Annotated in this window: 14 protein-coding genes and 3 tRNA genes; 7 read left to right on the forward strand and 10 right to left on the reverse strand. The window is 43.9% G+C overall.

Annotated elements, in window-relative coordinates:
- The first annotated feature begins 883 nt into the window (after positions 1 to 883).
- The 5 genes from ACZM60_RS07040 (at position 884) to ACZM60_RS07060 (ending at position 6,114) form a co-directional block, all read left to right on the forward strand.
- The gene (locus tag ACZM60_RS07040; protein ID WP_489521141.1) at positions 884 to 2,320 is read left to right on the forward strand and encodes a tyrosine-type recombinase/integrase; all 1,437 of its coding nucleotides are present in this window, start codon (positions 884 to 886) and stop codon (positions 2,318 to 2,320) included.
- Between the two features lie 37 nt (positions 2,321 to 2,357).
- The gene (locus ACZM60_RS07045; RefSeq protein ID WP_151259921.1) at positions 2,358 to 3,365 is read left to right on the forward strand and encodes a virulence RhuM family protein/type II toxin-antitoxin system death-on-curing family toxin; all 1,008 of its coding nucleotides are present in this window, start codon (positions 2,358 to 2,360) and stop codon (positions 3,363 to 3,365) included.
- Between the two features lie 97 nt (positions 3,366 to 3,462).
- Positions 3,463 to 4,302 carry a DUF6043 family protein gene (locus ACZM60_RS07050; RefSeq protein ID WP_489521142.1) on the forward strand — a complete coding sequence of 280 codons (840 nt, stop codon included), beginning with the start codon at positions 3,463 to 3,465 and terminating at the stop codon, positions 4,300 to 4,302.
- Positions 4,303 to 4,484: 182 nt separating this feature from the next.
- On the forward strand, positions 4,485 to 4,799 hold the full coding sequence (locus tag ACZM60_RS07055; RefSeq protein ID WP_022125067.1) for a helix-turn-helix domain-containing protein: 315 nt from the start codon (positions 4,485 to 4,487) through the stop codon (positions 4,797 to 4,799).
- A gap of 4 nt (positions 4,800 to 4,803) precedes the next feature.
- Positions 4,804 to 6,114, forward strand: coding sequence for a DUF3987 domain-containing protein (locus ACZM60_RS07060; RefSeq protein WP_489521143.1), 1,311 nt, complete (start codon positions 4,804 to 4,806; stop codon positions 6,112 to 6,114).
- Positions 6,115 to 6,257: 143 nt separating this feature from the next.
- On the opposite strand, the gene ACZM60_RS07065 is transcribed toward ACZM60_RS07060, so the two are convergent.
- On the reverse strand, positions 6,258 to 8,618 hold the full coding sequence (locus ACZM60_RS07065) for a TonB-dependent receptor domain-containing protein (RefSeq protein ID WP_489521144.1): 2,361 nt from the start codon (positions 8,616 to 8,618) through the stop codon (positions 6,258 to 6,260).
- Between the two features lie 1,839 nt (positions 8,619 to 10,457).
- A tRNA-Phe gene (locus ACZM60_RS07070) sits at positions 10,458 to 10,530 on the reverse strand.
- A 182-nt stretch (positions 10,531 to 10,712) separates the two neighbouring features.
- On the opposite strand from ACZM60_RS07070, the gene ACZM60_RS07075 reads away from it, so the two are divergent.
- Positions 10,713 to 10,785, forward strand: a tRNA-Pro gene (locus ACZM60_RS07075).
- Positions 10,786 to 11,115: 330 nt separating this feature from the next.
- Here ACZM60_RS07075 and ACZM60_RS07080 read toward each other — a convergent pair.
- From ACZM60_RS07080 to sppA, 5 genes are all read right to left on the reverse strand, one after another.
- Positions 11,116 to 11,188: transfer RNA gene (locus ACZM60_RS07080), tRNA-Phe, on the reverse strand.
- A 177-nt stretch (positions 11,189 to 11,365) separates the two neighbouring features.
- The gene (gene thiL, locus ACZM60_RS07085) at positions 11,366 to 12,406 is read right to left on the reverse strand and encodes a thiamine-phosphate kinase (RefSeq protein ID WP_489521145.1); all 1,041 of its coding nucleotides are present in this window, start codon (positions 12,404 to 12,406) and stop codon (positions 11,366 to 11,368) included.
- Between the two features lie 6 nt (positions 12,407 to 12,412).
- Positions 12,413 to 13,222 carry a purine-nucleoside phosphorylase gene (locus ACZM60_RS07090; protein WP_022231264.1) on the reverse strand — a complete coding sequence of 270 codons (810 nt, stop codon included), beginning with the start codon at positions 13,220 to 13,222 and terminating at the stop codon, positions 12,413 to 12,415.
- The gene (gene lpxK / locus ACZM60_RS07095; protein WP_489521146.1) at positions 13,179 to 14,288 is read right to left on the reverse strand and encodes a tetraacyldisaccharide 4'-kinase; all 1,110 of its coding nucleotides are present in this window, start codon (positions 14,286 to 14,288) and stop codon (positions 13,179 to 13,181) included. The genes ACZM60_RS07090 and lpxK overlap by 44 nt, the downstream gene beginning before the upstream one ends.
- 14 nt (positions 14,289 to 14,302) lie before the next feature.
- Positions 14,303 to 16,069: a signal peptide peptidase SppA gene (gene sppA, locus ACZM60_RS07100; RefSeq protein ID WP_489521147.1), complete on the reverse strand. Its 1,767-nt coding sequence runs from the start codon at positions 16,067 to 16,069 to the stop codon at positions 14,303 to 14,305.
- A gap of 519 nt (positions 16,070 to 16,588) precedes the next feature.
- Here sppA and ACZM60_RS07105 point away from each other — a divergent pair.
- On the forward strand, positions 16,589 to 16,999 hold the full coding sequence (locus ACZM60_RS07105; protein WP_489521148.1) for a PH domain-containing protein: 411 nt from the start codon (positions 16,589 to 16,591) through the stop codon (positions 16,997 to 16,999).
- Positions 17,000 to 17,085: 86 nt separating this feature from the next.
- Here ACZM60_RS07105 and ACZM60_RS07110 read toward each other — a convergent pair whose 3' ends face one another.
- From ACZM60_RS07110 to ACZM60_RS07120, 3 genes are read right to left on the reverse strand one after another with little or no spacing between them, the layout of a single operon-like run.
- Positions 17,086 to 19,449 (reverse strand): ABC transporter permease, encoded by a 2,364-nt coding sequence (locus tag ACZM60_RS07110; protein WP_489521149.1) that lies wholly within the window; start codon positions 19,447 to 19,449, stop codon positions 17,086 to 17,088.
- An 18-nt stretch (positions 19,450 to 19,467) separates the two neighbouring features.
- Positions 19,468 to 20,058, reverse strand: a complete 591-nt coding sequence (locus ACZM60_RS07115) for an ABC transporter permease (protein WP_489521150.1) — start codon at positions 20,056 to 20,058, stop codon at positions 19,468 to 19,470.
- On the reverse strand, positions 20,019 to 21,794 hold the full coding sequence (locus ACZM60_RS07120; protein ID WP_489521151.1) for an ABC transporter permease: 1,776 nt from the start codon (positions 21,792 to 21,794) through the stop codon (positions 20,019 to 20,021). The genes ACZM60_RS07115 and ACZM60_RS07120 overlap by 40 nt, the downstream gene beginning before the upstream one ends.
- Between the last annotated feature and the right edge of the window lie 6 nt (positions 21,795 to 21,800).

A 21,800-nucleotide genomic window follows, 5' to 3' on the forward strand; every position in this document is an offset into this window, starting at 1 on the left:
TATTGTTTCTTTGAAAACAAACCGGATGCATTGCAAGGATACTATATTGAGGACTCAAAACAACTGGCCTTATTCTAAACTTATCCCGAACTCAGGTAACTGATATTGGAAAAATAGAAATAAATCTTGGATATTTCCCCAAATGGAGTGTTTATGATGAACAGGCATATTATGAGGGCAATGATGGCTTAACAACTAAATTCACCGATGAATTGACCATTAACAATTCATTGGTGGATGAATATGTGTATTATGTGTTACCACAAACAAACCGTTCCGTAAACTTTACTATTTATGATAAAGCCGGGGCAAAGTTAGGTTCAACAAGTGTCCGAGTTGATTTCTATCAAAACAGACGTACAATTGTCAGTGGCAATTTATTGGACATTATAAGTCAAAAGCCATTTTCGATAACAGTTACTGATGATTGGGAAGATGATGTGATTATTCCTTTGCAGTAACAATAATATTTGATACCTTTGCAAAGCATTGACCAAATGCACAAGACTTTTTTTGTCAGAATCATATTACCGAATTTGGGAATATGTTTTGCGCAATTAACATGGGGCGATTCCATTTTGGGGTTGCCCTTGTTTTTATATGTATTTTTGTATGTACAAAAATAAAATCCCCAATAAATCATTGATTTACAGGGGATTTTGTTTTCTTTATGTGGTGCCACCAGGAACATTAAAGTTAAATCACAATCCATCCGATTAAATCATACTTTGTTTAAAATTACTGACTATCAATTGTTTTGAATTGGATTAAATATAGATGACTGTAACCGAATTGATATTTTATAGTGACTATTGTAGTGACTATTCAAATGAAATTAGTATCTTTGTATTGTTGGATTCATAAAGGAATTGACCCCACAATTATGGCAAAATCACTTTCAAGATTTTATATTCGTAAGCAGGATGAACGGAACGAAACGGCAACTTTGTTCTTTCGCGTTCAAAATAAAAAGCATAAGGTGGATACATTGTTCTCCTCGCAAATCCGTGTGAATGTGGCTGAATGGAAAAACGCTTTGTCCAGTACAGAAAACTGGATGCGTCACCAGCGAAACAACTTCACCCTGCATGATACATTGAACAGAATAGAGTTTGTTGTGAAGTCAGAGGTGGAAGGGATGGTCTTTGACAAGGCGCATGTGGAAGCGGAAATTTTGGCTATCGCTAAACCTAAAAAGGCAGAGGCTTTACTGAAGGCACAGAAAGATGAGGAAATGCGTCAGCAGGAAGAACAACGCATCAAGGAGGAGCAGCAACAGCTGATACAGGAAGGGATAGATAGAGAACGTGCCAATATCTGGAATTTCCTGAATAGGTTTTGTGATGAAATCAAGACTGGTGAACGGCTGAATGGCAATAACCGTTATGCTAAAGGCACGGTGAAGGCATGGGGAAGTTTCCGTAAGCTGTATGACCTCTTTGACAGAAAGCACCGCTATACCTGGAACGATGTTGACCGTAGTTTTGTAACGAAATTCCTTGCTTTTATGGAAAAGGGTGACTACATGGTTTCTGCTCAAAACAAGTATCTTGTCGACCTTCGTGCTCTTGTCAATTATGCCTATTTGGATGGCTTGCATCACAACGACCGTGCCATGCAGTATTTCTCAAAAAAGAAAGTCGAAGAAAAGGATAAGGCCGCAGAGATTTACCTGACGGAAGCGGAATTGAAAGCCTTGTACGAAATGCCCCTGACCGGGAAACAGGATGAAGTGCGTGATATTTTTCTCGTAGGCTGTTATACTTGTCAGCGAGTGAGCAACTACAATCATATCAGTAAGGACAGCTTTACGACTACGGCTAAAGGAACTCCGGTAATCCGGTTGGTTCAGAAAAAGACCCGTAATGAAGTCAAAATACCCATTATGAATCCTAACCTGAAGGCCATCTGTGAAAAGTACAATTATAACCTGCCTTCTGTGGTCGATGTCATTCTCAACCGTTATATCAAGGAAATCCTAAAGGAGTTGTCTGAAACGGTTCCCTCTTTGGCTGCAAAGGTTCACACCAAATTGACCATGAAGCAGAAGAAACAGGAAACGGAAGGGCAGATTGTGGTGGAACGTAACAGTGAGGGGGAAGTGATGATGCCCCGTTACAACTGTGTCACTACGCATACAGCCCGTCGTAGCGGTATCACCAATATGTACCTGACGCACAAATACAGCATCTTGCAAATGATGCATGTAAGCGGACATAAGACGCAGAAGACTTTCATGGATTACATCAAGCTCTCTTCCGATGAGATTGCGGATGAGATTGATGCTATTGCCAATGGTGCGAAAGCTGATGTGTTTTAAATTAGATTACAATATAACAAACTGAAAATCATTTATTATGGATAATTTGAACCAGACAGATAGCATCGTTATATACCAAACTACAGATGGTGAGACCTGTATAGATGTTAAGTTTCAAGATGAAACCGTTTGGCTATCTCAAGCGCAAATGGCGGAGTTGTTTCAGAAGGACAGAACAGTAATCGGACGTCATATCAATAATATATTCAAGGAGGGAGAACTTGAAGAAAGCTTGGTGTGTGCAAAATTTGCACATACCAAGGATTATGGTCGTAGAGAAGGGTTTACCCAGCGTACAGAAACCACCCTTTATAATTTGGACGTAATCATTTCTGTGGGTTATCGCGTCAAGTCAAAGCGAGGTACTCAATTCCGCATTTGGGCAAACAAAATCTTGAAGCAATACCTGCTTCAAGGCTATGCCATCAATGAGCGCATAGCCAGCCAGAAGTTCGATGAACTCAGCCAGCTGGTCAAGGTGCTTGGCCGTACTATTCAGAATCAGGAGAAGTTGACCGAGGACAGCCGTTCGCTGCTCAATGTCGTAGTGGACTATACTTATGCACTCGATACGCTCGACCGTTACGACTATCAGGAGTTGACGATAGAAAAGACCACACCCCGGGCAGCCTTTCATGCCACTTACGAAAATGCCATGGAGGTGATTCGCCAGCTGCATGAGAAGTTCGGAGGCAGTCCGCTTTTCGGCAATGAGAAAGATGACTCGTTTAAAAGCTCCATCGGGCAGATATACCAGACCTTTGGAGGCGAGGATCTTTATCCCTCGGTTGAAGAGAAGGCAGCCATGCTGCTTTACCTTGTCACCAAGAACCATTCCTTCAGCGATGGCAACAAACGTATCGCTGCCACGCTGTTTCTGTGGTTTCTCAATGGCAATGGCATCCTTTACAATGAAGACGGCACCAAGCGCATTGCAGACAATACCCTGGTGGCGCTCACCCTGATGATAGCGGAAAGCCGTACTGAGGAAAAGGACACCATGCTGAAAGTGATTGTAAACCTTATCAACCAGAACAACAGATAGGGAAAATGAAGTCTGTTGAGTAGATTTATGTTGTGCATTTCTTTTTTGACAGGCAAGGCACTTATCTTTGCCTTTTTCAACCCTAAAAAGATTTGCCATGAAAAGAAAAGAAGAAGCTCCGGCCAAAGGAGCGGACACGGTAAAGGAGTGGATGGAAGCTCATCCGCAGGAATATGCCCAGTTTGCAGCCAAAATGAAAACGGAAGGAATAGGAGGCGTCCTGAAATTGGGTGAGGATGCTTTCCGGCTCTCTCCGGATTTCCAGCAGGAGGTGGAACGGATGGTCACCACCGGGCGGTTTGACGTTTCCTCCTTGTTGGAACACCTGGCATTATCGGACTTTGCGGAAAACTACTTGAGGGAAAAGAATGAGGACCACATGGCCATGGCTGCCTGGGTGAAGTACGGAGAGTCAGCTCCGGAACAGGTGGCCGACGAACTGGACAAGGCAGTCGTGGCACAGGACAAACGCACATACAGGGAGATGCTTTCCAGCCTGTTCAAGCTGTTCTGGGGGAAGTTCTTTCAGCGGGTCGAACTGCACCGCAGATGCCGGGAAGCGGAAGGAAAGGAAGCATTTACGGCAGAAAGTTTCCAGCACATGCTTGCCTCGAAGGATGAGAACCGGGTAAAGCGTATCGGAGCATGGCTGGGCTATGGCCGCAGCGGCATGGATATAGCCCATCTGTATTTCGCACTGGCAGAAACGGCGGAAATCAGCTCCAAGGTGGCCGTGACCGACTTTGTTGCAGCCTTGAAGGCAGCCTATCCACAACATTCAATCGTAGGACACCGCCAGGTACAGAAAAGCGTCAATTACCTGAAGAACCTTTCTCCCAACCGGAAGCAATACGGCAAGGATGAACCCGAACATCGCTTTGCCATCGACATCATCAAGACCGAAGTACTGCTCCTTGCCACTGAAACAGCCGACTGAAATCAATTCTTTTCAATTCGTTTAGTTCGTTTTCGGGTCAGCGAACCGAACGAACTCTTATTTCTTTTAAATTCAACTGATTGCCAGTTACTTTTGCGCCATCGTTCTATATCGGAACGCTGGCGCTTCTGTTTTAAATCCGTCCGCAGAAGCCGTCGTAACCCGGACGGAAACCAGTATGTATGGAAGATTTATTCAATATCCTCAGTGAGGGCAAAGCCCATGTGAGAGTGGAAATGGATGCCGCAGACCTCAAGGCATTTTCCGATGAACTAATCCGCCGTGCCAAGGATGAACTCGGCTCGATGGTGGAAGCCGCCCGTAAGGAGCGCATGCTATCCAAGGCAGAAGTAAAGGAACTGTTCGGTGTATGTGATGCCACCCTGTGGCATTGGGACAGGAAAGGCATCCTCAAACCCGTCAAGACCGGCAACAAGGTGCTTTATCCCGAGTACGAAGTGCGCAAGGCGCTTGGACAACGCAACCAAATCCTATGAGCTTATGGAAAAAAACATTCTTTTCCCTCTGGGTATATTTCCTGTGCCCGTAAGGCATATCGTGGAATCCCTGCAGAAGTACGAGCACTATCAGGTGGACTTTACGGCTGTTTCTTTTTTCACTGCATTTGCAGCCGCCATGGGCAATACCTGGTCAGCCCGTTTCATGACCGGGTGGGTCAGCCGTCCCATTCTCTATGTGGTACTGGTTGGTCCGCCCAGCTGCGGCAAGACACCTCCGTTGCGTCAGGCGGTAGCCCCGCTGCTCAAACTGGATGAAGCTTCAGACCATATCTATGCGCAGGAAATCAGGCAGTACCGCAAATGGGAGAGGCTGACCGCCAAACAACGCAAGCAGCACTCGTTGCCTGAAGAAATGGAAATGCCGCAGCGCAAGTGTCACGTGGTGGTCAACTCCACCATCGAGGCTCTTGTGTCCGCTTTGCGCGACAATCCCCGGGGCATACTCATCTACAATGACGAAATAGACAGCCTGCTCTCCAACTTCAACCGCTACAACGGTTCGGACGAAAGCTATTTTCTCAGCCTGTTCAGTGGTACTCCCTTCAAATACACCCGCAAGTCGAACAACGAGTATATCTTCTTGCCCAATCCTTACTGTTCCATTATCGGAACTACCCAACCCGGCATGCTCTCCTCGCTGTTTGGCGGGAAACGCTCGCAGAACGGCTTTTCCTCACGTTTCCTGAAAGTCTATCCGGATATAGCTGCCATGCCATCCTGGAACGAGGCTTCCATGCCGGAAGAAATTCTGGATGAATGGGAACGCATCATCCGTCAGGTGGATGCCGTTCAGCCTCCGGCAGGACAGGAGGGAAAAATAAATCCCTTTGAACTTTTCTTTTCACAGGCAGCTAAACAGCGTTTGATCAGGTGGAAGAACGAAGTGAACAGCCGTATCTATGTGGAGTCGGAAAGCGAGGCGGAGAAAGCCCTTTGCGGCAAGTTGGAAACCTACCTCATCCGCTTCTGTCTGGTCATTCAAGTCATGCGCGGCATCTGTGGAGAAGCCGACATGAACGAGATTGACGAAGAAAGCGCCGACCGTGCCATCCGGCTGACGGAATACTTCCGTGCCATGGAGAGCCGTATAGCGCCGGAAATGGAAGTCGGGATGCTAGACCAGCGGCACACCGAACTGCTATCTCTTCTGCCTTCCTCGTTTACCACCTCCGAAGCGGTAGGCATCGGCAAACGGATTGGCCTCTCGGAATCCACCGTCAAGCGTTTCCTGCGGGAGGGTGCCCGTGAATTCATCCGGAAAAAGGCTCACGGCCATTATTGCAAAATCTAAAAAGGTCAATGACACTTTGACCTTTTTGACACGATGACATTTTAAAAAATAAAAGCCTCCTCTGAAAATACTTTTCAAAGGAAGCTTTTGCTAGGATAGACCAAATAGACTCAACAAAACATATTTTGTTATAATTGATTTATCTATAGTCTGTTGATTTCATCAAAATTGCTGTTGTGATGACTATTTTTTTCTTTACCAAATCTGTAGGTCACATTGAGTCTCAATTGTCTGGATTCACTTTTACCCCAGTTCCATAGTTGGAATCCGTTAAATGAACTGTCATTATCCCATCTATTGGTCCAAAAAATATCGCTCATTGCCAGATTTACCGTCCATTTCTTATTGGCGAAACTTTTACTGAAACCTATATCGACATATCCGGATGGTTTGATATGCTCGTTGGATGCTCCAAGGTGTTTGGTGATGTACGATCCATTTAGCTCCATTTGAACTTGCCATGGCAATCTGATCGTGTTCTGTATGGAGAATATACCAGCAAAACCATCAAGATCGAACTTTCTGTATTGGTCAAATGCTATGTCATTCTTTACATAATATCCTATCAGGTTAAGATTCATTTCCCACCAGCGTGCGATGTTTATACCCTGATACAAGGTAAGCGAAGCCCGCTGCTGCTTTCCGATGTTTCTTGGTGTCATAATTACTTTATTGACCGAAAGTGTATCCGTTATCTGAGCCTTGTAATCCTTCATGTATGAATAAGAAGCAGTGATCGCTGTGCGGCTATGTGAGTAAGTCAAGGCTACCTTATGGTTTTTTTGAGGCGTTAAAAACGGATTACCTTTCCAATAGGATAATTCATCAAGCAGATACTCAAAGGAATTAAGGTCTTGATATGCAGGACGGTCTATGCGGCTTGCATAGCTTAGCGTCAGTGCATGACTGTCATTTATCTGATAGTTCAGATTGAATGTAGGGAATAAGTTGAAATAGTTACTTTTATTGTTTTCATCACCGTCTCCGTCAATAGTGTGCAGTAGACCGTCAGAAAAAGTATATTCTCCACGCAGTCCGGCTTCCATACTGATTTTATCGCCCAGAGAATGAGAATATAAAATATATCCAGCTAGGATCTTCTCTTTGTATCTGAAGTCGTTTGACTGTGATTTGTCTATTGTCTCTTGACCGTTATCTACATTATAGAACTGATATCCGTTATCAGCATTGACTGATGAAAACTTCAGTCCTGATTTCAGCTCTCCATTCCACAGTGGATGTTTCTGGTCGTATGATACGGCATATATATTTATATCTCTGCTGTTTACAGACTTATACAGATTATCCTTTAACACAGAACCATCAGGCGATACATATTTATTGGGCTGCCAGTTTCCTGAACCACCGTCAAACCAAGCATAGTTAAAATCCAAGTTATAGCTGACTCCTTCTTTCGGTGTTGCCATATAGTAAAGATTTCCTCCATATCTGTTTCCTTTCTGAGTATAATAATTATTACTTGCATAAAGAATCTGCTCCAGTTCCATTGTACTTGCATCCCTGATTTCAGTAACAGTGTTTGTTTGTCCGGGGCCGAACAAAGTATTTGCATCAATTCTTGCACCAATCAAATGTTTGTCATTCAAGGCGTATTCCATATTCAGATTACCTGATATAGTCTTACGCTTGTCTGTATCCTGTGTGGGACTATAATAGTCTTTCCCTTCTTGAATGCGGTGCATACCATAGTCCATATTGTAATACCCGAAAGCATGGTTATAGTTTCCAGACAAACTGAATCTGTTTTTTGTATAGCTGAAAGAAAGTTCCGTGTTCTCTCTCAAGTTTTCCCAATATGAAACACCATTGTTCAGAGAGAAGAAGAAACCTTCAGACTTCTTTCTATTCATATTGATGTTTATGATGCCTCCTGACCCTTCAGCATCGTACTGAGCTGATGGGTTGTGCATCACCTCAACGGAAGAAACGGAAGATGATGGAGTAGCTTTCAGAAGTGTTACAAGTTCATCCTTCTGCATATATGTCTGTTTGCCATTAAGGATTACCAGTACACTATTCTTGCCTCCTATACTGATGTTGTTCTCTCCATCAACAAAAACTCCGGGTGTTTTTTTCAGGACTTCAAGAGCCGTACTTCCGGCTATGATACTGCTGTTTTTGGGAGTAAAAATCATCTTTCCTTTTTCTATCTTTACGGATGGAGATTGTTTTTCTCCTACAATCACGATATCGTCCAATACAAAATTCTCTGATTGAAGTTTGATAGGCGGGATTATGGTGTCTGTTTCTATTGTAAATTCATGGCTGATGTGCTGCTTATATCCCATGCAGCTAACGTATATCTGAACCCTCCCTTCTGCGCTCATCTGGTATTTGCCGTCTAAAGAGGTGATTCCTTGTTGTATGACATTTCCATCTTGTGTGTTTATCAATACGACTACGGCAGCATCGATAGGTTTTCCAATAGAATCTGTTACCGTTCCAGCAAGTTGATGTTGTGCAAATGCTATGCAACTTTGCAAAAGAAGGGCGAAGGAGAATAGAGACTTTTTTATGTATTAAAAATATTGATATTGGCAAAGGTACGCATAATCTATAAGAAAACTAGTCTACAATCCCTATTTTGTATAAGATGCATTTTGCATTTTGGTCAGTAGTAGCTATGATTCTATGTATAGAGTAAACAAAGAACCATGCATTTCTATCTGTCGGTTAGCCATTTCTTCTGTGTTCTATAATGGTTTATTAAACACAGGGCGTTTGATGTATTGATGTCGAAAACGATTATCAAAGTGTTTTAGGTATAGCATTATCAGCAACCAATATTCTTATAAGCAGTTCGTTTTCTTTTAAAACGTTCTCTTTTGCAAAGCGAAACAGCGATTTATCGCTCCGCGGCGGTAGCAGTCGGCAAGTCACTTTTGAGGGGACAAAACGAATTTTGTGCCCACAAAAGTACAACTTGCTTAACAAATCCTGTAAGCCTAAATTGACTAATAAAGGATAGTTTTCCGGCCTGATTCTTCAAGCTTTTACCAAGGTGTAATAGACTCAGAAACTTGTTTCCCTCTTGTTGTTGGAACCTTTGCTTGCTGATACCATGGTCGTGGTACCTTTGCGTATTGGGATGCTCAGTCAATCGTGGCGAGCGTTCAATATACAAGAGTACCATGCACTTTGTGTTCGAGTTATGTAAGTCTTAGGATAGTCTTGTATATGGGTTCGGAGTTCTGAAGGCTGACGGTTATCAAGATAAGGATTTTTTTGCGTGCAGTTCTTGGTACATAGAGCGATAGAGCACACAAGCTTTGTGCACAAAGGAACGGAAATCTATGATACTTGGTGTTTAGGGTAAAACGAATCGTGAACTATCGGATGGCTGTAAGGTCTGAAAGAGTGGACAATCTCGGGAAATCCCGAAAAGTAGTCGACAGCTATACGGGAAGGTGACAGCCTATTTTGCATACAGAGCCAAGCAAGTTGTACCCTTGTCATTACAAAACGAGTTTGTCCTCACAAGGGTAACTTGCCGATTGCTGCGCAACGGAGCGAATAAATTCGCTGTTTCGCTTCGCGAAAGAGGGAGAATCAATGAATGTTGAATCTGTAAACTTAATTCTTTGGGGACTTCGGTCCTACGATGCAATGAACGGATAAAAGACAGCTTGATAAACCGGATGTATCCGTTTAAAGTTCTGCCTATATTTGTTTCAGCAGACAATGATTCAAGTTCTTTTATGTTAGATGGAATATTGGATTCCGGGCAGATGAACCGGTGTTTGCCGTATTGAACGTAAATCGTAAGCCAATCTATTGAAGCTGTGGCAAACAAGAAAAGGAAATGGAGCAATTAGGAAATGTATGGATATGGAATGGGATTATCATGATGAAAGGAAGCTATGGCTCATACTCTATTAGAATAATGAACTGAAGTCTTCTGGTCAGTAGTTTGTGTGTTCAGAGGAAGTGAATACGAGCATCAGTGGAAAAGGGTAAAAGGTCAAAAAGTTCAATAAGGTCAAAGTGTCATCGTGTCATTGGGATTTTTGAAAAGTCATAGGATGGGGGGAAGGAAGAAGGTAAAGCGAGTTGAGTAACTTAAGGGAAGGTGTGAGATAGTGACTATCTAATTAAAGGGAAAAGTAGTCACTATGTTTATTGTGTCATCAAAGCTGTCTGTTGCTATTGTACTTTGATTGGGAGTTAAGATTAAAAGAAGTCTTTAAATAGCCTTTAATCAAAGCGATTTAAGCAGGTTTACTGGGTTTTAAATAGTGACTTTTATAGTGACTATTGGGTGTAGTGGCTAAAACGAAAAACTCCGAAATGCTTGATAATGAAGCATTTCGGAGTTTTGCAGGTGGTGCCACCAGGAATCGAACCGGGGACACAAGGATTTTCAGTCCTTTGCTCTACCAACTGAGCTATGGCACCAATGTGTCGTTGCAAAGAATTTTTCTCGTTTGCGGTTGCAAAGGTAAATTAAACTTTTGGAGTATACAAATATTTTGGGAAAGAAATGATGAAAAATATTTTATGTAAATTTTTTCTTTATTTGTTTGGCCGTTTCTCAGAATATGCATATCTTTGCACCGCAAATCAGAAATGACTGCAATCGGAATGTAGCGCAGTTGGTAGCGCACTACGTTCGGGACGTAGGGGTCGGGCGTTCGAGTCGCCTCATTCCGACAGAAAAGGTTTAACTCTTCTCTCTGAGTTAAACCTTTTTTTGTGTCTGTTTGCAAACTGCTGTGCCGGTATGTAATCGGGATGAGAGCAGAGGCTGGGGTTTTATTAAGCGTGTGGAAGATGGAGTTTGCTTGAATTGAAAGGGTTGATGGTGCTTGTGAAGTCTTTTGTGGGCATGGATGGTGTTATTTTAAGCTTTGAAGGCGATTGTTTGTTTTTAGAAAAAGCGAATCTGTAGTTGAAGGTATTTGGGGTGATTGAGTTATGAAAGTGCGGGGTTGTATGTGTGAAAACAAAAAATCCCGATTCGGAAAGAATCAGGATTTTGAGTGGTGCCACCAGGAATCGAACCGGGGACACAAGGATTTTCAGTCCTTTGCTCTACCAACTGAGCTATGGCACCAATTTGTTATTGCAAAGAGTGTTTCTCGTTTGCGGTTGCAAAGGTACGCAAAGTTTTTGAAACTGCAAATTATTTATGGGAAAAATGTAAAATAAAATGCAACTTCTGTAGGAATTATATAAAAAATCCCGCTATTCCGTAAAGGAACAGCAGGATTTACGATATGTTTGTATTGGATTATTCTGCTTTCAGCGGATTCCATCCCTGAGCTTTCAGCTCCAGTTCGTTACCGTCGCGAGTAACCAATGCACAACCCAGTTCGGGCTTTGTAATATGACCGATGACTTTCACTCCTTCTATTTGTGAAACTCTTTCGTGATCGGTCAGAGGGACTGTAAACAGAAGTTCGTAGTCTTCACCACCATTCAGTGCGCAGGTTGTCAGGTTCATGTTGAACTCTTCTGCCATGACTGCCGTCTGGTAGTCGATAGGAATACGGTCTTCGTATACACGGCAACCGGTCTTGCTTTGCGAACAGATATGCATCAGTTCCGAAGAAAGACCGTCGGAAATATCCATCATGGCTGTTGGTTGGATGCCGGCTTTGGCCAGTCGTTCGATGATGTCACGGCGTGCTTCCGGTTTTAAGAAACGTTCCAGCAAATATTCTTTGCCAGCAAAATCGGGTTGCACATCCTTTTCTCCCTGAAAGACCGCTTTCTCACGTTCCATCAACTGAAGTCCCATATAAGCAGCCCCCAAGTCACCACTTACACAAATCAAGTCAGTATCTTTGGCTCCGTTGCGGTAAACCACCTTATCCTTGTCGGCTTCACCGATGCAAGTGATAGAAATAGCCAGACCCGTTACCGAAGAGGTTGTGTCGCCACCCACGATATCTACATGATGCAGTTGGCAAGCCAGTTTCACCCCGTCGTAAAAATCTTCCAGATCTTCGATACAGAAACGTTTGGATACCGCCAGCGATACAGTAATCTGCTTAGGAGTACCGTTCATGGCATAGATATCCGAGAAATTCACCATTGCCGATTTATATCCCAAATGCTTCAGTGGAGTATAAACCAAATCGAAGTGTACACCTTCCATCAACAGGTCGGTTGTGACCAGCACCTGCTTTCCGGCAAAGTCGAGCACGGCAGCGTCATCGCCTACGCCGTACTTGCTTTCCTCATTCTGTAATTTAATATCCTCGGTGAGATGCTTGATCAGTCCGAACTCACCGAGAGTTGATATTTCAGTTCTATCTCCTTCGTGCATAGTTTTTTACGCTCTGTTAATAAGTTCTCTCATGATGGTAGTCATGCGCGGCTGTGCTTCGTCGGCAGCCTTCTGTACCTCTTCGTGTGAAACCTCGACAATCTTGCCTTCCACGCCCAGGTCGGTAATGACTGATACGCCGAATACCTTGATGCCACAATGATTGGCTACGATTACTTCGGGCACGGTGGACATACCTACTGCGTCGGCTCCTAAAATACGGAACATCTTATATTCCGACGGAGTTTCGAAAGTCGGTCCCTGTGTGCCGATGTATACACCCTGCTGCACTTTTATACCCTTTTCTTTCGCAATTTCGAGTGCTTTTGCAATCAGCTCCTTCGAATAAGCCTCGCTCATATCCGGGAAGCGAGGTCCGTAGTCGATGTTCTTTCCACGCAGCGGATGTTCGGGGAAGAAGTTGATATGATCGGTAATGATCATCAGGTCGCCGATTTCGAAATTCGGGTTTGTACCTCCCGCAGCATTCGATACGAACAAAGTCTTGATGCCCAGTTCACGCATGACACGTACGGGGAAAGTTACTTCCTTCATCGAATAACCTTCGTAAAAGTGGAAACGTCCCTGCATGGCCATGATATCCTTGTTGCCCAGCTTGCCGAAAATCAGCTTACCGCTGTGACCTTCTACTGTCGATACCGGGAAGTTAGGAATTTCGGAATAGTTTATTTCATATTTATCGGTAATTTCGTGTACCAAACTGCCCAGACCTGTGCCTAAAATGATGGCTGTTTCGGGATGAGTGTGCATTTTAGCTTTTAAAAAAGCTGCTGTTTCTTGAATCTTTTCTAACATACTCGATTATATTTTGGTTAAATAAATGTTCTTCTTCGTTCAAAAAAGCTACCTCTACCGGCAGCACATATATATAAGGTTTCAGCGCTTCATCCAGTAGCGGATGGGTGATAAGCCGTGCCGCATCCTTTTCGGTGGTAACGATAAAGCGCTTACCTTCGGGAAGTTTCTTGAAGGCTTCCATTATCCGTTTCATATCTGCCGCGTCAAAGTCGTGATGGTCGGGAAAAGTCGACGGGGTAATGAACTGCGTGTAATCCGACAGCTTGTCGATGATAGCTGCGGGCGAAGCAATGCCTGTTACCAGCAGGATATGTTCATCCTTTCGGATTTCTTCTAACCTTTTTTCCGGTTCTGTCGAAAAGAGAGGTTGCAGCCTACCATACGCCAGCGTAGTAAAATAGAGCTGCTGGCAGGGCAGGGGAGCAATTGCATTTCGCAGAGCCTCTTGTTCCGCTTCACTCAGTTGTGCCGGACATTTGCTCACGATGATGATGTCGGCGCGTTTCTTGCCACTTTCCGGTTCCCGCAATCGTCCTGCCGGCAACATCCGGTCGAGATGAATCGGGCGATTGTAGTCTATCAGCAGGATTGTCAGTCCCGGCTTCACGTAGCGATGTTGGAAAGCATCGTCCAGCACGATGACCCGTACTCCGGGAGCCGTATGACCGTCCGTCAGTTGACTGATGCCGTGACAGCGGTTGCGGTCTACAGCCACATAAATATCCGGAAATTTATGTGCCATCTGGTAAGGCTCGTCGCCTATCGCTTCGGCTGTCGTTTCGGGAGTTGCCAGTACAAATCCTTCAGATTTCCGTTTGTATCCACGGCTCAAAACTGCTACCTGATAGTCTTTCCGCAACAGCCGGATAAGGTATTCCGTATGAGGAGTCTTTCCAGTTCCACCCACACTGATATTGCCTACGCAGATGACAGGTATCGGAAAGGACTGTGAATGAAGAATATCGCTGTCGAACATCCAGTTGCGTATACTTACCCCCAGCCGGTAAAGGCAAGCCAGCGGCAGCAGTCCGTAGTAGATTTTTATTTTTCTTTTAGGTTTCATCAGGCACCGGCGCTTTATTTGATAACCAGATCAAACGGCATACGAGCCTGTAAACGGTCGGCATCCTTGAGATTCTTCAGGAAACGAAGCCCGCTGTAATATTCACCGAAGTTATTCTGCATACGGCTGTTGATGTAACGTTCCGGAGTTGTGTTAAGCAGAGAAGTAAAGAAATCCTCTTTTTCCGGATAGTTTACCACGGTATAGCGGTCTATTTTGGCACGCGAAACCGCTGCATCTACAGCCTTATCCAGTCCTCCCAGTTCGTCGACCAGTTTCAGATCCTTTGCCATTTCTCCGGTCCATACACGTCCTTCGGCTATCTTTTTGATATCCTCAATATCCATTTTTCTGCCGTCGGCACAACGTTTCGTAAAGAGTTCATATCCTTTGTTGACCATATTCTGCATCAGTGTTCTTTCCTCTTCGTTGAACGGACGGGTTAAATTACCCAAGTCTGCCAGCTCATTGGTTTTAACAACGTCAAAATTCAGTCCTAACTTGTCTTTCAGTAATCCTTCCGCATTGGGAACCAGACCGAAGATTCCGATAGAGCCAGTCAGAGTTGTCGGCTCGGCCACAATCCAGTCGGCAGCACAAGATATATAGTAACCGCCCGAAGCGGCATAGTCACCCATGGACACAACAACCGGTTTTTCCTGTTTCAGCAGCGAAACCTCACGCCATATCTGTTCGGAACCGTAGGCACTTCCTCCCGGAGAGTTAACACGCAGCACAACTGCCTTCACGCTTTCATCTTCGCGTAACTTACGCAAATCCTTTATGACCTTTTCGGAGTTGATGCCTTCTCCGTCGTTTGACTCACTTCCGTCTATTTCACCATAAGCATAATATACGGCAATGATGTTACCACTTTTATCTTTCGGTACATTCCGTTTTACGTTTATCATATCTTCCAGCGAAAGCGTATTCAGCTTATCATCTTCCTTGCAATCAGTCAGCTGTTTCAGATAGGCCAGCACTTCGTCCTTATACATCAGTGTATCAGCCAGACCGGTACTGAGATAGAGTTCTGCCGGCTGAAGGTCCATGTTGCGACTGGCAAGAGCATTCAGAGAATCGGCAGGAATCTTTCTGGATTCGGAAACCTCGTTCAGAATCTGTTGCCAGATAGAGCCGATAAAAGCCTGTGTCTGCTCGCGGTTTGCCGGACTCATTTCCGTAGCAATGTAAGGTTCCACAGCCGATTTATATGTTCCTACACGGAAAACCTGCATTTCCACGCCCACCTTGTCGAGCAGACCTTTCAGGAACATGGTCTGTGCAGCCAGACCGTGCCAGCCGATGCTTCCCGAAGGATTGGCTATGACCTTGTCGGCAACACTTGCGATGTAGTAAGTTCCTTGTGAATAGGTTCCGGCATAAGCCACGATAAACTTGCCGCTTTTCTTGAAGTCCACCAGCGCGTTTCGTATCGCCTGCATGGAGGCTGTCTGGCAGGCAAAAGCACCAGCATCAATGTAGATTCCCTTTATTTTGTCATTTTCCTTTGCTTTGCGGATGGAAGTCAGAATGTCATCCAGTCCGTAAGTCGTATAATCTTCTCCCAAGAACTGCATGAGCGGATTCTCCTGGTAGCGTTCTACGACATTGCCCTTCAGTTCGAGAACAAATACCGAGCGGTCTTTTACCACGGTTTCCGTACCGGAAGAAGAGGCAACTATTCCGGCAAGACTGATGATACCAAGAATTGTGAAGACTACTCCCGTCAGGACCAAACCACAAACGGTAGCAAAGGTGTATTTCAGAAACTCTTTCATTGTGTGATACTTTTTAGAAATTTATCAAATAACAAAGTTAGTCTTTTTCATGGAATAACCAAAAGCAAACGAATTTTTTCCTGACGCTGGGAGAAGGAGTTGAAAGATATTAGGCAGGATGCGGGCATGTGTGAAATAAGCTTCAGCATGTTTAGAGAAAAACGTCTCGATGTTTTTTTATTTTTTGTACAAAAACAAAAAAAGTTTGTACAAAAAATAGCGGAGATTTTACGGCCTTTTCTTTTTGTGCCAGCAAGTCTTTTAAGGAATGTCGTCAATTATGTATGTTCGTTATTTTAATCTCTTGTTATGAAATCGTTTCTTCGTGAAAAAGAAATAATATACCGCGATAGCGGATAAAAAGTTGGTAACGAGATTATTGAAGAAACTCGGGCCGATTTTTTCTGTTGTAACATAAATTCTTTGCAAACATCATCCGTCGTACAATAAATCTTTGTAAATTCAGGCTTTGAGAATTAGTTTGTGTTTATATTTAGTTAATATAGTAACCGATAAGCCATGAAACAAGTATATAGATCAAAAGTAGATAGCTGGTTGCTGATACTCATTCTGGTAGCCTGGGGTATACCGTTGACACTTATTGTTGTGAACGAGTTTTCAGCAGTGAAATTCAGTATTGTTTCGTTTATGCTTATTTTTACTTTGTTACTCCTTTTCGGTATAAAATACACGATAGAAGGAAAGGTCTTGCGGGTACATTATTCTTTTTTTTATAGCGAGCGCATTAATATTGACGAGATAACAGAAATTGCCAATACCCATACGCTCCTATCGGCTCCTGCGGCATCCTTAGACAGAGTCAAGATAACGTATGGCAAAAAGTATGTTATACTATCTCCGAAAGATAAGCAGATGTTTGTGAAACAGCTTTGCGATATGTCTGCAAATCAGATTCGTGTGAATATATAGCTGCCTTATTTTTGCTATAAATGTGAAATAAGAGTGAATCTGTTCAGGACACTTGCGGAAAAGCAATGTCCTGAACAGGTTTATTGTTATTCGGTTTTGATATTGTTTACCGGATTCTCTCGTACAGCTTTCCGGCTGATAAGGTATACTGATCCCAGTGAGATGAGTGTGATGACGGCAAATGCTGTTGGTGGCACCCACCAGGGGAAGCTACTGTCGTAGGCTACAATCTTGTCGATAGTGTGTATGCCGAAAGCCATAAGCGGTATGGCTATTATCAGGCTGATAAGCAACGATGAGAATGAGAATTTCATCAGTTGCAGCATTTCGTTGCGGCTGCTGGAGCCGAAAGTCTTGCGAATAGCAATATCACGCTTGCGCTGAGCAATGAAATAGATACTCATGGCAGTCAGTCCCAGCAGTGAAATAATCAGTGCGGCACAAGTGAAAATACTAATCAGCTTGTTCATACTGATAATATCGCTGTACTGGTCGACAATCTGATCTTTGTACCAGCTTGAACTGAACGGTGCATCTTCGGTCAGTGTACTGTACAAGTCAGTTATTTGCTTGCTGTAAGTTGCCAGATCGCCGTCTTGTACTTCTACCAGAATACTCCACGGATAAATTTTGTCGGCTGGGAGTATCTGGAGACGCAAAGGATGTTGTTCACTCATGACCGAACGTATGTGAAAATCTCTAAATAATCCGGCAATGGAGAAACTACGTCCCCGCTCGTCGCTTACATAGTCGGTTGCACCTCCGAGGTCTTTGGAGGCCGATTCGCTGATAAACCAGTTGTTCTTGTCGAATGACGTTTTGTGATCTTCGTAGATCTGTATTCGGAACATGTCGATAAAGGCTGAGTCTACCTTAAATGTCTGAAAACTCATGTTCTTAGGAGCTCCTTGAACCATAACAACCATCGTATTATTATTTCCTCCGTCTATCGGAGTTCCTTGGGTAAGACTTACCCGTTTCACAAAAGGCAGTTTTTGTACTTCATTGCGGAAAGTGAGCAGAGTTTCCTGCTCTGCTGCCGGAGTAAGGCAGAGAATGTTTCCGTAAGTATAGCCTAATGGTTCGTCCAGTATGCGGTAAATTTGTACACTTAAGTAGATTGCACAACTCAACATGGCGATGGTCAGTCCGTCTTGTACAATGTTCAGCACACGCAAATATACAGCTTTGGTTTTCCGGCGGAAGTGTCCTTTTACAACGTCCAGCGGATTATAATTGGACAGGATGGTAGCCGGTACGAAACCGGATATGAATGACAGCACGACGATAAGCAGCAGGTAAGCCAGGCAGGTCACGAAAGACAAGTCGCCCGTCAGGTCGAGCTTTACGCCCAGCAGGTCCATGGCAACCGGTTCGGCGGCTTTTGCAAGCAGAAATCCCAGTATGAAGGCGATAACGGTCATAATGGACGATTCGCCTATCATGCGCCAGAATATGTCGGAGCGGGAAGAACCGAGCAACTTGCGGGTTGCCATTTCCTTGGCGCGGTAGGTGGTTTGTGCAATGCTCATGTTGACATAGTTGAATATGGCCATGAACAAGATGATAATACCGGTGACAAGGAAAAGTACGACCATGCGGAAGCTGTACTGGTTGACATCTGTAGGACCGGAAGGCGTTTCTGTGTGGAAGTAAAACTGATTGTATGGCACGAACTGTACTTCCTTGAATATTCCTCGGTTATAGATCCACCAGCAATCTTTCAGATAGGAGAGAATGTCGTTTGCCTTCGTATTCAGGTCGGCGCCTTTTGCGGTGCGGAAGAATACAAGTGCGCTGATGGCATTGCCCATCATACCATCTGTCAGGCTGATTGTTGCGTTCAGTCCGCTGATGTTTTCGTAAGGGATAACAGCTTCTGTCGATTCTTTGAGCAAAGAGTTTTCGATGTTTTCCATAATACCGGTTACAGTGAACTTCTGGTTGCTGTTTCCTTTCGCATCCGGCATGTCCAATTCCAGTACTTTTCCCAAGGCAGGTTCATTGCCGAACAGACGATTGGCGCACGAACGGCTGAGAACGATGCTATGGTCGTCTACCAGTACTTGTGCCGGATTCCCTTCTGCCAGCTTATAACTGAAGAACTGAAAAAAGTTCTTGCGGACAACGAGTGTCTGAATCTGGGTCGGGTTTTCGTTGATGCGGGTCTGTATTCCGAAATTTCCGGTGTAAGCACACCAGTCTTCTATTTCAGGATAACGGCTTTGCAACTTTTCTCCCAGCAGATAATGTCCGGCTGCTGTATTTTCGCTTGCAAATACACAGATACGGTCGGTATCTTTTAAATTTTTGTCTACCGATAGTTGGCGGGTTACCATGTCGGCTATTAGCAGAACAAACATCAGTGAGATACTTAGTCCTGCGATATTGACAACCGTAAACAGCTTGTTACGGTGCAGAAAAGTGAAGTAAGTTTTTAGTCCTTTCATATAATTAAATTGTTTTTATTATTCGGTTTTGATGCTGTTTGCCGGGTTCTCGCGAGCATTTTTCCAACTCTGTACAGTGATGGTAAGCATGGTAATAAGCGTAACCAGCAGGAATGACAGTATGAATATCCACGGGCTGACAGGAGTCTTTTCTGCGAATCCTTGCAGCCAGTGCTGCCCGATCCACCATCCGAACGGTGCTGCCACGATGAAGCATCCGGTAAGTATAAGTATATATCTCCGGTTGAACATGTACAGAATCTGTGTGGTCGAGCTTCCCATAATCTTTCTGATTCCGATTTCCTTTCTTCGGTACTCGCTTTCGAACATGGTGAGTCCGAACACTCCTGTCAGGCTGATGGCAATGGCAATGAGTGAGAATAGCAGGATCTGCTTGGTGAAGCGCAATTCGTTCCGGTAATTGGCATCGAGTACTTCATCCATGAACCGGAAATTGAAGTCGTGTCCGGGAGTAAACTTTTCCATCGTTTTCTGGAGTGACTGGATAATCGCAATCTTATCTACTCCTGCCGATACACGAACATTGATGGCTTGCTGCCATTGATGACCTATTTTCTCAAAGTTTTTTCCATAAATAAAAAAGGCCATAGGCTGCGTGTTGTCATCGTTACGGAAGCTGCTGTATTTGATGGAGCGGTCTGGTCGACTTTCATCCAGGGATATTTTTTGCGTGCCACTTCGTTGAAGATATAGACATCTCCGTCGCCCGGCTTGAAGTTTCGTCCTTCTGTTACATGGATTCCCATTACATCCAGAAAATGATAATCAACAGGCATTACATCAAATTGTACAACTGTATTGTTGTAATCCATGGCCCAGTTCATGTAGTTGTCGGCAGAGCTTAGAATGAACATTGAAAAAGCTACTCCTTTTACCCCGGGAATACGGGACAGGTCGTTTACTACGGCATCATTCTGTGCCTGAGTTTCCGTTGTCATGTTTCCTGTGATGATGACCTCTTTATCATATCCATAGTTGGATGTCCGGATATAGCGGCTCTGCATATACATGATTCCTACTCCGATTATGAGCATGTAGGCAACAAAGAACTGGATACATACCAGAGCTGTACGCAAGGTACGTCCTTTAGGAGAAAGACCAAAAGAGCCTTTTAGTGCCAGTGCCGGTGCAAACGATGTAACATAATAGGAGGGATATATGCCGGCTAAGAATCCCATGAGCAGACTCAGGCAGAAAGTAATGGTGAGCAGTATCGGATGTTCCAAAGGCTGTAGTCCGGCACTTACCAGGTCTTGCAGACCGGAATCTTTCAATAGCAGTACCTCTATCAGAGAAAGTATGAAAGCAATGGTACTGATAAGTACGGATTCTGCTATCAAACTGAAGCGAAGTGAACGGGTTGTTGCTCCCAATACTTTTTGGGTATTGATGCTTTTGATGCGCATCGGGGTTTCTGCCAGCGAGAAATTCATGAAATTGATAGTCGCTATTACTACAATCAGGAAAGAAATACATATCAACAGGTAAACTGTAGTACGGCTGCTTGCACTTTTGTTTGCTATGGTAGAAAAATGAACGTCCGCCAATGGTGATAAATGAACTATAGAGGAGGAAATGCTGTCACTCCCTTCTGATGCATATTCGGGATTATTCTTCTTGACAATTCCCTCTATAAGCGTTTCTATTTCGGGTGCCGAATCCGGATGATCCAAACGTATGTAACAAGTGTAATTCCAGTTGTTCCACCTGTCTTTATTTTCTTTGGGATCGTTGGGCATCATGATCCAGTTTCTTATCTGTGCGTTTTCTGGAAAGTCTTTGTATACCCCTCCGATAGTCCATTCATTATTGCTGGACCGTTTGTCTTTGAAAATGCTTTGTCCAACCGCATCTACTGTTCCGAAAAAACGTTTTGCCATTGATTCTGAAATGAGAATTGTTTTGGGCTGGTTCAGTGCATTGGCAGAACCATTTATCATTTTGGGCTGGAACGTTTCCAGAAAATTGCCAAAGCCGCAACAAGTCGTTTCGTTGAATATGTTTCCGTTTACTTCATAGTCGGCTTGCGCCATAAATGCATTGGTTATGGATATTGACTTTACGTGTGGTGAACAAGTCTGTATCAGTTCACATAACGGACGGGGCATCCACAACTGCCAGTCGGAGTCTGGTGTGGGTTTGACTTCTACTCGGAATATTTTTTCGTAGTCTTTATATCCTTTATTGAAATTATAGTCATAGTCCACCTGTGTCATGATGACAAAGAAGGATGCAAAGGCTATGCTTAGCCCTAAGATGTTCAGTATGCTTGCAGTAAAGAAGCGTCTGAACGTATGCGAAAAGTTGCGGACAAGTGTTTTCATGGGAAA

The organism is Phocaeicola sp., assembly GCF_057861905.1.

Coding starts and splice junctions, on each gene's coding strand:
- ACZM60_RS07090 (WP_022231264.1), bottom strand. CDS start 13,222: ATGTTAGAAAAGATTCAAGAAACAGCAGCTTTTTTAAAAGCTAAAATG.
- ACZM60_RS07045 (WP_151259921.1), top strand. CDS start 2,358: ATGGATAATTTGAACCAGACAGATAGCATCGTTATATACCAAACTACA.
- thiL (WP_489521145.1), bottom strand. CDS start 12,406: ATGCACGAAGGAGATAGAACTGAAATATCAACTCTCGGTGAGTTCGGA.
- ACZM60_RS07050 (WP_489521142.1), top strand. CDS start 3,463: ATGAAAAGAAAAGAAGAAGCTCCGGCCAAAGGAGCGGACACGGTAAAG.
- ACZM60_RS07115 (WP_489521150.1), bottom strand. CDS start 20,058: ATGGCCTTTTTTATTTATGGAAAAAACTTTGAGAAAATAGGTCATCAA.
- ACZM60_RS07055 (WP_022125067.1), top strand. CDS start 4,485: ATGGAAGATTTATTCAATATCCTCAGTGAGGGCAAAGCCCATGTGAGA.
- ACZM60_RS07110 (WP_489521149.1), bottom strand. CDS start 19,449: ATGAAAGGACTAAAAACTTACTTCACTTTTCTGCACCGTAACAAGCTG.
- ACZM60_RS07040 (WP_489521141.1), top strand. CDS start 884: ATGGCAAAATCACTTTCAAGATTTTATATTCGTAAGCAGGATGAACGG.
- lpxK (WP_489521146.1), bottom strand. CDS start 14,288: ATGAAACCTAAAAGAAAAATAAAAATCTACTACGGACTGCTGCCGCTG.
- ACZM60_RS07105 (WP_489521148.1), top strand. CDS start 16,589: ATGAAACAAGTATATAGATCAAAAGTAGATAGCTGGTTGCTGATACTC.
- sppA (WP_489521147.1), bottom strand. CDS start 16,069: ATGAAAGAGTTTCTGAAATACACCTTTGCTACCGTTTGTGGTTTGGTC.
- ACZM60_RS07120 (WP_489521151.1), bottom strand. CDS start 21,794: ATGAAAACACTTGTCCGCAACTTTTCGCATACGTTCAGACGCTTCTTT.
- ACZM60_RS07060 (WP_489521143.1), top strand. CDS start 4,804: ATGGAAAAAAACATTCTTTTCCCTCTGGGTATATTTCCTGTGCCCGTA.